General features: G+C 73.6%; 10 protein-coding genes. 4 read left to right on the top strand and 6 right to left on the bottom strand.

The window, feature by feature from the left end:
* Both ABWI04_RS40400 and ABWI04_RS40405 read right to left on the bottom strand, forming a co-directional pair.
* On the bottom strand, positions 1-266 hold a 266-nt coding region (locus ABWI04_RS40400), incomplete at its 3' end, for a zf-HC2 domain-containing protein (RefSeq protein ID WP_353835705.1).
* A complete protein-coding gene (locus ABWI04_RS40405; RefSeq protein ID WP_425550323.1) occupies positions 263-859 on the bottom strand; it encodes a sigma-70 family RNA polymerase sigma factor in 597 nt (198 codons plus the stop codon). The genes ABWI04_RS40400 and ABWI04_RS40405, both read right to left, overlap by 4 nt.
* A 330-nt stretch (positions 860-1189) precedes the next feature.
* Here ABWI04_RS40405 and ABWI04_RS40410 point away from each other — a divergent pair, with 330 nt between their 5' ends.
* Both ABWI04_RS40410 and ABWI04_RS40415 read left to right on the top strand, forming a co-directional pair.
* The gene (locus tag ABWI04_RS40410) at positions 1190-1855 is read left to right on the top strand and encodes a hypothetical protein (RefSeq protein WP_353835706.1); all 666 of its coding nucleotides are present in this window, start codon (positions 1190-1192) and stop codon (positions 1853-1855) included.
* 64 nt (positions 1856-1919) lie between these two features.
* Complete coding sequence (locus ABWI04_RS40415; protein WP_353835707.1) at positions 1920-2345, top strand: PPOX class F420-dependent oxidoreductase; 426 nt, start codon at positions 1920-1922, stop codon at positions 2343-2345.
* Between the two features lie 16 nt (positions 2346-2361).
* Here the strand turns inward: ABWI04_RS40415 and ABWI04_RS40420 are convergent, their stop codons facing one another.
* Complete coding sequence (locus ABWI04_RS40420; RefSeq protein ID WP_345183538.1) at positions 2362-3138, bottom strand: class I SAM-dependent methyltransferase; 777 nt, start codon at positions 3136-3138, stop codon at positions 2362-2364.
* Positions 3139-3235: 97 nt separating this feature from the next.
* Here ABWI04_RS40420 and ABWI04_RS40425 point away from each other — a divergent pair, with 97 nt between their 5' ends.
* Positions 3236-3772, top strand: coding sequence for a CGNR zinc finger domain-containing protein (locus tag ABWI04_RS40425; protein WP_353835708.1), 537 nt, complete (start codon positions 3236-3238; stop codon positions 3770-3772).
* Between the two features lie 51 nt (positions 3773-3823).
* A complete protein-coding gene (locus ABWI04_RS40430; RefSeq protein ID WP_353835709.1) occupies positions 3824-4273 on the top strand; it encodes an SRPBCC family protein in 450 nt (149 codons plus the stop codon).
* A 126-nt stretch (positions 4274-4399) separates the two neighbouring features.
* Here the strand turns inward: ABWI04_RS40430 and ABWI04_RS40435 are convergent, their stop codons facing one another.
* The 3 genes from ABWI04_RS40435 to ABWI04_RS40445 all read right to left on the bottom strand — a co-directional run.
* The gene (locus tag ABWI04_RS40435) at positions 4400-6817 is read right to left on the bottom strand and encodes a GMC oxidoreductase (protein WP_345183532.1); all 2418 of its coding nucleotides are present in this window, start codon (positions 6815-6817) and stop codon (positions 4400-4402) included.
* 3 nt (positions 6818-6820) lie between these two features.
* The gene (locus ABWI04_RS40440; protein ID WP_353835710.1) at positions 6821-7915 is read right to left on the bottom strand and encodes an alpha/beta hydrolase; all 1095 of its coding nucleotides are present in this window, start codon (positions 7913-7915) and stop codon (positions 6821-6823) included.
* A 134-nt stretch (positions 7916-8049) separates the two neighbouring features.
* The coding region (locus ABWI04_RS40445) for a response regulator transcription factor (RefSeq protein ID WP_353835711.1) at positions 8050-8421 on the bottom strand (372 nt) is incomplete at its 5' end.

An 8421-nucleotide genomic window follows, 5' to 3' on the forward strand; every position in this document is an offset into this window, starting at 1 on the left:
GTCCGGTGCCGCCGCTCCCGCCGGATCCGGTGCCGGATCAGGTCGGTGACCGCCGCCGGCTCGGGCGGCGCGGGCATCGCCTCCGCCGGGTCGGCGATCGGGCCGATGCCGTCCAGGGTCTGGGCGATCCCGCTCAGCGCGCCGAGCTCCTCGTGGCAGGAGAAGCACGTCGCCAGGTGCGCCTCGAACGCGCGGCGGTCGGGCTCCTCCAGCAGGCCGAGGGCGTAGGCGCCGACGTCGACGTGCGGCATGTCCGGCGCTCTCATGGCGTCACGCCCCTCTCCTCCAGGGCGACGCGCAGTGCCCGGAGCGCGTAGTAGACCCGGGACTTCACGGTGCCCACGGGGATCCCGAGATGCCTGGCGGCCTCGTTCACCGAGCGGTCCCGGAAGAAGGTCTCGTTGAGGATCTCTCGGTGGGCGGGGGACAGGGCGAGGAGGGCTTCGGACACGACGACGGAGCGCAGCAGATCCTCCAACCCGTCGGGCACGCGCATGTTCTCCAGCGGGCCCTCGCCCGCCTCCTGCGGCCGTGCGTTCTTGCGGCGCTGGTCGTCGATGACGATCCGGCGGGCGACCGTCGCGAGCCAGGGCAGCAGCGACGTCGCGTTCTCGTCGAGCTGGTGCGCGCTGCGCCAGGCGCGGATCATCGTCTCCTGGACGACGTCCTCGGCCCAGTGCCGGTCGCCGCCGGTGAGGCGAAGGACGAACGACAGCAGGGGGCGGCCGTACACGCGGTACAGCTCGGTCACGATCACCTGGTCGTCCACGCCGCCGGAGGGCCGCGGGCCGCGGAACCAGCTCCACGGTCCGGGAGGGCGTTCGCGGGTGGCCGAGGCGGCCGGTGATCTGTGGGCCATCGGGGTCTCCGGCGGGGGTGCGAGGGGGTGCGGGGCGACGCGGTGACCGTGGGTGTCACGTTGGGAGGCAGTACGGGACCCCGCGCCGCGCGGTTCAACCGAGGCCGTTTCGTGGGGGATTTTCCGCAATGGCTCTTACTTGTTCGCCACCTTTTCCTTACCGTCCAGTCCCAGGGATCGCCGAGGTGCGTCTCAGGGTGCGTACGGGAGGCGAGACTCCGACCCGCGCATCGGAACCTTCGCCGGGCAACGCTCACTCCACACTTTGGAGCGAATGCGGGCATCGGGCCCATTTGCCCACAGAGACCGAGGGCGGGGATCGGCATGGTGATGGAGAACGGGGAAGTCCAGCTCAGCTACCGCCTGCTGCTGGCGGTGGACATCCAGGGGTACAGCCGGCGCGACACGCGCGAGCAGCTGCGCGCGCAGCGGCTGCTGACGGAGGCGCTCGACGGCGCCGCCCGCGGCGTCGGCCTCGACCGCGCGGGCTGGGACAAGCAGGTCGGCGGGGACGGCGAGCTCGCCACGCTGCCGGAGGGCGTCGACCCGGCGACGGTGGCCGGCGAGTTCGTCATCCTCCTCGACGGGGCGCTGCGCGAGGTCAACCGGGACGCCGGCCGCTTCCGCCTGCGCGTCCGGCTCTCGCTGCACCACGGCACGCTCACGGCCGGGCCGTTCGGCCCCGCGGGCGACGCGCCCATCGTCGTCCAGCGGCTGCTGGACGCGGCGCCGCTGCGCCGCATGCTGGCCGACGACGCGGACCGCGACCTCGCCTACGTCGTGTCGGACTCGCTGTTCGACGACGTCGTGCGGACCGGGTTCTGCGCCCTGCCGCCGCGAGGCTTCCGCGCCGTCAAGGTCGCGGCGAAGGGCGCGGTGTTCCGCGGCCACATCCTCACCGGCCGCGCCGCCCGCGAGGACGCGGGCGAGGACGCGGGCGGGCCGGGCACCCGGTCCGCCCGCGTCCTCGAGTTCCCGGCCCTCGCCCTGAACTGACCGGGAAGTGACCGGCCCGCCCCGCGGTTGACGCAGGTAGGACCGACGACCGATGGAGGCGACGATGGCGGACGAAGCGGCGCTGGTGAAACTCCTGGCGGGACGGGACATCGGAGTGCTGGCCACCCTCAAGGGCGACGGGCGGCCCCAGCTGTCCACGATCAACTACCACTACGACGAGGAACGCCGGCTCGTCCGGATCTCGATCACCGCCGACCGGGCCAAGGCCCGCAACCTGGCCCGCGACCCGCGCGCGAGCCTGCACGTCGGTTCGCCGGACGGCTGGTCGTGGGTGGTCGCCGAGGGCACCGCCGAGCTCACGGCGGTCGCCGCCGATCCGGACGACGCCGCCGTCGAGGAGCTCGTCGAGGTGTACCGGGACATCCGCGGCGAGCACCCCGACTGGGACGAGTACCGCCGCGTCATGGTCGAGGACGGCCGCCTCGTCGTCCGCCTGCACGTCGAACGCCTCTACGGGCAGGCGCACTGACGGCGGCCGGGCGCGGCTAGGCCCCCAGCAGGGCGGCGAGGAGGCGGTTGTCGCCGCGCTGCCAGAGCGTCCCGACCTCGTCGAAGCCCGCCTCGCGCAGCGCCTCGACATGGGTGGACAGCAGCGCCGACTCCGAGCCGTGGTGGCCGGTCGTCTCGTCGCGGGCCAGCGATCGCAGCCCGGCGAGGCCGGGATCGGCGGCGACCGCGTCCCACCACTGGTCCCAGCCCTCGGGGCGGTCCCCGCCGAACCGGCGCGCCCGCTCGCGCTCGCGCAGGGCGACGTCGAGGGCCGCGAGGCCCGGCGTGCGGTCCTCCACTCCGAGGTTGTCGCCGTTGAGGAACAGGCCGCGAGGGCGCAGCACGCGCGCCAGCTCGCCGTAGGCGACGCGCAGCTGCGCGGCCGACAGCCAGTGCAGGGCGGTCGTGCTGACGGCGGCGTCGGCCTGCCGGTCCAGCCGCAGCCGCGCCGCCCAGCCGGGCTCGCGCAGGTCCAGCTCGGTGAAGGCCAGACCCGGCCGGCCGGCGTGCGCGGCGCGGCCGAGCGACAGCAGCAGCGGGTCGGCGTCCACCGCGACCACGGTCGCGCCGGGGACGCGGTCCAGGATCCGGCCGGCGAGCGAGCCCGGCCCGCAGCCGAGGTCGAGGACGAGCGGGTCGGGCCGCCCGGTCGCGGCCTCCAGGGCGTCGACGATGGCGGTGAACCGCTCCTCGCGGTCGGGGACGTAGCCCTCCTGCTGGACGTCCCAGCGGGCGGTCCAGGCGCTCGCGACCTCGTGGTCGAGCATGGTCATGACCCCTCCTGTGACTGTCGTATAAGCTTTGGACAGTCACATTCTGAACCCGGAAGGCGTAACCGGTCAAGTGGAGTTCAACAGTCATACCGATGCGGTGGTGCAGGCGGCCGCCGGCCTCGTCAACGAGCTGACCCCGGGGGAGCGGCGCGGCCGCGCCTACACCCCGCCCCCGCCGCCCGCGCTCGCCGCCGCCGTCACCGACGTCCTCCAGCGCGTCGGGCGCGGCTCGCGCGCCGCCGAGTCCGAACTGCCCGCGCTCGCCGCCGTCGCGCGGGAGCTGCGCGTGGTGTTCGACGCCGTCGCCGCCGGCGACGTCGACGGCGCCGCCGAGCAGGTCAACCGGCTCCTGGAGACGACCGAGGCCCGGCCCCGCCTGGAGCGCCACGACGGACACCCGTGGCACGTCCACTACCACGGAGCCGACGAGAACGACTGGGCCGGCCCCTGCGCCACCGGCCTCGCCATCGTCATCGGCAGCGAGATGCACGACCGCCTGGGCGTCTGCACCGCCCCCAACTGCGACCGCGTCTACGTCGACACCTCCCGCAACGGCACCCGCCGCTTCTGCTCCACCGCCTGCCAGAACCGGGTCAAGGCCGCCGCGTTCCGCGCCCGCGCGCAGTCGTCCTGACGGCCCCGGCTGGGCCTGCCGGTTTCGCGGGCGTGCCTGTAGCGTGTGGCGATGATCCAGGCCACCGCCACCACCGCCGCCTCGCCCGAGGACCTCTTCCGGCACCTGGCCGTCCCCGAGGCGTGGGGCGCCTGGGGCAGGTTCCCCACCCCGGCGCGGCGGGCGCGCGCGGGCGACACCGCCCCCTACGGCGTCGGGACGGTCAAGAAGATCTGGCCGGCCAGCGAGCGGACCGTCGCCTACGAGCCCTACGAGCACTTCGGGTACGTCGCGCTGTCGGGCCTGCCCGTGCGCAGCTACCGGTCGGACGTCCGGCTGGAGCGCCGGGACGCCGGCACGTTCCTGCGCTGGGAGGCGACGTTCGAGCCGCTGATCCCCGGCACCGGCCCGATCGTCGGCTTCGGGCTCCGGCAGATGCTGAAGGCCTTCGCCCGATGGCTGCCCGCCCACGTCGAGCACTGCCCGCCGGACTGCCCCGCCCGCAAGGCCGAGGGCATCTGACCGCGTCCGGGCCCGCGGGGAGGGACGTGAGCCGGAGGCCGTGCGACCCCCCGCACGACCTCCGGCAGAAAAGGTGCAGGCCGAGAGCACCCCGCAGTTCCCTCGGCCTGCACGACCATGGACCCCTCAGGCGGGGTCGGGACCGTAGACCTCCCACAGCTCCCCGGCGAAGAACCGGCCGAAGTCGAGCAGCCGGCCCGCCCCGTCGGGACCCGTCGCGCGGAAGGTCGTCAGCTGCCGCGCGAAGTCGGTCAGCTGGATGTGCAGCACGCCCGCCGCGACGACCGGCGCGCCGTCCTCCTCGTCCTCGGCGACGTGCCCGTCCAGCAGCCGCACGTAGAGGGTGGAGGTGTCCGGCCAGATCCGCGTCGGCGGCCCGTGCAGGACGTTCTTGCGCCCGCTCAGCGTGCGCCGCCGCCCCTCGCCGTCGGTGTAGAACAGCCGGTACTTCATCAGCCGCCGGTCCTCGGGCCCGTCCGCGACGAACAGGTTGAACGTGCCCCGCTCGACCGGGCGGCGCCCCCCGTGCCCGGTCGCGTCGACCCATCCGGCGGCCGTCGCCTCGTGGTCCGCCTCGGCCAGGAAGCGGTCGGTGTCCGCCGCGGTGATCGTCAGGCGGAACGACAGGGGCAGGCGCCCCTCGGCCAGCTCGCCGATCCGCGTGTCGGACTCCCCGTAGGTGACGAATCCCTTCATCTCCTCGGTGAACGACAGCGACGTACGGCCCGCGACCGCGGTGGACGGTCCCCGTGTCCCACCGCGGCTCCCCGATGCGGGGCCGTACGCCGAGCCGTTCCCCGCCCCGCCTGGCGAGCCGGCTCCCCCGGCCGGCTCGGCCCCCGTGGCGGGCGGGGCGGTCCTCTCCAGCAGCCGCGTGGCCAGCCGGTCGGCCTGCGCGGCGATCGTCAGCGAGGGGTTCGGGCCCACCGGGCCGGGCATCGCCGCCCCGTCGGCGATGTAGAGGCCCGGGAACCCGAACACCTCGCCGAAGGCGTCGCAGACGCCTTCGCCCGGGTGGCCGCCCATGGGGGCGCCGCCCAGCGGATGGACGGTGATGATGCGCTTGCGGAACCACATCGGGTTGTCGGCGTAGTCGGCGCCGAGCACGTCCGCGATCCCCCGCATCGTCTTGCGGACGCGGTTGAACAGCTCCTCGCTGGTCCGCGCGTTCCAGTCGGCGGCGAGCCGGCCGTCCCGCAGGTGCAGCCGCCCGTCGGCGGTCTCGCGGCCCATGCCGAGCAGCGGCAGCGAGCTGACCGTCAGCGCCCCGTCGCCGATCAGGTCCGAGAGCTCCTCGGACAGGTTGGTGTCCGGCGCGTCCTTGAAGAACTCCCGGAACCGGCCCCACAGGAACTCCACCGCGCGCTCGAACTCGCCGCGGACGTCGAAGCCGTTCACGATCCAGTCGGTGAAACCGGGGTAGCCGCCGTCCTGGATGTAGGCGCCGCGGCCCGCGCCGGGCACGCCGTCCAGGTCGTCCGGCAGCCGGATCGCCGTGGTGATCACCGGCCCGCGGCTGGCGTTGAGCGGGCGGACCCGGTTGCGGTCCTTGGCCCGCATCAGGAACGTCAGCAGGTCGCCGTTGCCGCAGAAACGGGTGCCGAGCGCCGAGCTGAGGCCGGGGAACGCCGCGCGGGACTTCAGCAGCAGGTACGTGGTGCCGTAGGTGCCGGCGCCCAGCACCAGCCGGTCGCACGTGATCGTCCGGATCGGCAGGCGGCGCTTGCGGGCGGACAGGTCCGTGTGGTGGACGTAGTCGACCTCGTACCCGCCGCCCCGCCGCGGCCGGATCGCCTTCACCTCGTGGGAGGTGCGGATGTCGGCGCCGTGGTGCGCCGCCGCCGACAGGTAGTTGTGGTCGAGGCTGTTCTTGGAGCCCTCGTTGCAGCCGATGTCGCACTCGCCGCACAGCTTGCACGTCCGGCGGCGCGCGCCGTGCAGGTTGCCGTACGCGGGGTCGGCGATCGGCAGGCTCACCCCGGGCGTGCCGCCCGGCTCCGGCGCGAAGCTGACCGCGAGCGGCGGCAGCGTGCTGTGCAGGCCGAGCTCGGCCGCCGCGTCCTGCATCGCGTGCGTCTTCGGGGTGTCGTCGTAGGGGACCTGGTCCAGCGGGTACGGCGTCGCGCCCATCATCCGCTCGACGGCGTCGTAGTGCGGGTCCAGGTCGGCGCGCGAGACCGGCCACGGCTCGTGCCCCCCGCCGGGCCCCGGCCGGTCGTGCACGAACCAGCGCTCGTCCTTGCGCAGCAGCACGTTCGCGTAGATCAGGGAGCCGCCGCCGAGGCCGGAGGACACGACGGAGTCGCAGCCCTTGAACCCCCACACGTCGTACATCCCGTACAGGCCGGCGTCGGGGTCCCAGAAAGCCCGCCCCAACTCGGCGGGGGAGCGCGGGAAGCTGCCGGGCGGGTACGGCTGCCCGCGCTCCAGCAGGACGACCCGCTGCCCGGCCTCCGCCAGCCGGTACGCGGTGACGGATCCGCCGAATCCGGATCCGACCACGACCGCGTCGACGTGCTCGGCCGCGCCGCCGCCTTCGCTCATCGCTCAGCCCGCCTTCCGCTTGAGGAAGTCCACGACCTGCGGGAACACCTCGGTCGCGGAGGCGGCCCCCATGAACGGATCCTGGTGGCCGTAGCCGGGCAGGACCGCCAGCTCGTGCAGCCCGGGAGTGATCTTCTCCAGGGCGCGGTGGCAGACGATGTTGGAATCGGTGAACACGTGGTTGCGGTCTCCGGTGAGGAACAGGATCGGCGTCGTGACCGTGGCGGCGCGCGACAGGTAGTCGTCCGGCAGCGCGGCCGAGCGGGGGTCGCGCGGGTGGCGCTTCACCGCGCGGCCCGCCTTCACCATCGCGTGGAGGTGCCGGTAGTAGTTGACGTTGCAGGCCCCGAACAGGTCGGGCAGCCGCCCGTGCGTGACCGGCGACATCTTGTCGTGCGTGAAGATCGGTTGTCCGCCGCCCCACATGAAGCTGAGCATGTGGCAGGCCGGCTCGTCGCACTCGCGGTGGAACGGGGCGACGGCCTTGGCGAGCATCCAGCCGCGCGTCAGCACCGGAGCGTTCGCGTACCGGGGGTCCAGGTGGCAGGGCCCGAGCACGTACTCCATGAGGGCCGGCCCGTAGCCGAGCTTGATCTTCGACCAGCGCGGGGTGCGCGGGGTGAGCGAGACGCTGTTGCAGACCAGGCTGGTGACGCCGGTGACGGTGGCGGCGAACAGCGCCATCGAGAACGAGATCGCGCCCACGCAGTGGGAGATCACGTGGATCCGCCGGTCGCCGACGTGGCGCCGCAGCTCGGCGAGCATCGCCGGGTGGTCGTAGAGCGCGATGGCGTCCAGGTCGTGGCGCGAGGCCTCGGCGTTGTAGGGGAACCGGCCGCTGATCCGCAGGTCGGCCGCCCACACGTCGCCGAACCCGGCGTCGTGCAGGTGGTTCACCAGGTTGGCGTGCTCCGGCATGATGTACATGTCGCTGGACGTGGTCAGCCCGTGCACCAGCAGGACGACGTCGTCGCAGTCGCTCCGGCGGAACCGGGTGAGGTTCAGGCCGAGGCCGTCCTCGGTCGCGAAGGGGTGCGCGGACACCTCGGCGTCGGCGACGCCCGCGTGCGTGAAGCGCGCGATCCGCTGCTGCTCCATGTCGATCTCCTCCGCTTCCTGACGGTCCAACCCTGCCAAACGCAGATATCGGCGCGGCATCGTGGAGAACCCGTACTTACGGGTGCGGGCGCACCCACCGGACGTACGGGACGTACGTGAAGTAAGAGTCAGATCTACTCGGAACGGTTCATCGCGGTCGCGACGCCGACCCGGGAGGACACGCCGATCTTGCCGAAGACGCGGGAGAGGTGGGTCTCGACCGTCCGGACGCTGAGGTACAGCCGCTCGGCGATCTGCTGGTTGCTGTTGCCCTCGGCGACCAGCAGCGCGATCTCGTGCTCGCGCGGGGAGAGCCCGAACGGCAGGTCCTTCCTGCCCTTGGCGCCGCGTGCGGGCGTCCCGGGGGAGGGCACCCGGACACCGAGCCGCCGCTGCTCGCGGACGACCTGCGCCAGCAGCCCCTTCATCCCGCACGACTCGAAGACCTCGGCGGCGGCGCGCAGCCGGTCCCGGGCGCGGGACCGGTCGCCCGCGGCGGCGTGCGC

The organism is Actinomadura sp. NPDC000929, from assembly GCF_040492065.1.
GTDB classification, from domain to species: Bacteria; Actinomycetota; Actinomycetes; order Streptosporangiales; family Streptosporangiaceae; genus Spirillospora; species Spirillospora verrucosospora.

What these genes read in the sequence shown, in the direction of transcription:
- ABWI04_RS40420 (WP_345183538.1), bottom strand. Translation starts at nt 3,138, where the DNA reads ATGACCATGCTCGACCACGAGGTCGCGAGCGCCTGGACCGCCCGCTGG.
- ABWI04_RS40410 (WP_353835706.1), top strand. Translation starts at nt 1,190, where the DNA reads ATGGAGAACGGGGAAGTCCAGCTCAGCTACCGCCTGCTGCTGGCGGTG.
- ABWI04_RS40430 (WP_353835709.1), top strand. Translation starts at nt 3,824, where the DNA reads ATGATCCAGGCCACCGCCACCACCGCCGCCTCGCCCGAGGACCTCTTC.
- ABWI04_RS40415 (WP_353835707.1), top strand. Translation starts at nt 1,920, where the DNA reads ATGGCGGACGAAGCGGCGCTGGTGAAACTCCTGGCGGGACGGGACATC.
- ABWI04_RS40440 (WP_353835710.1), bottom strand. Translation starts at nt 7,915, where the DNA reads ATGGAGCAGCAGCGGATCGCGCGCTTCACGCACGCGGGCGTCGCCGAC.
- ABWI04_RS40405 (WP_425550323.1), bottom strand. Translation starts at nt 859, where the DNA reads ATGGCCCACAGATCACCGGCCGCCTCGGCCACCCGCGAACGCCCTCCC.
- ABWI04_RS40435 (WP_345183532.1), bottom strand. Translation starts at nt 6,817, where the DNA reads ATGAGCGAAGGCGGCGGCGCGGCCGAGCACGTCGACGCGGTCGTGGTC.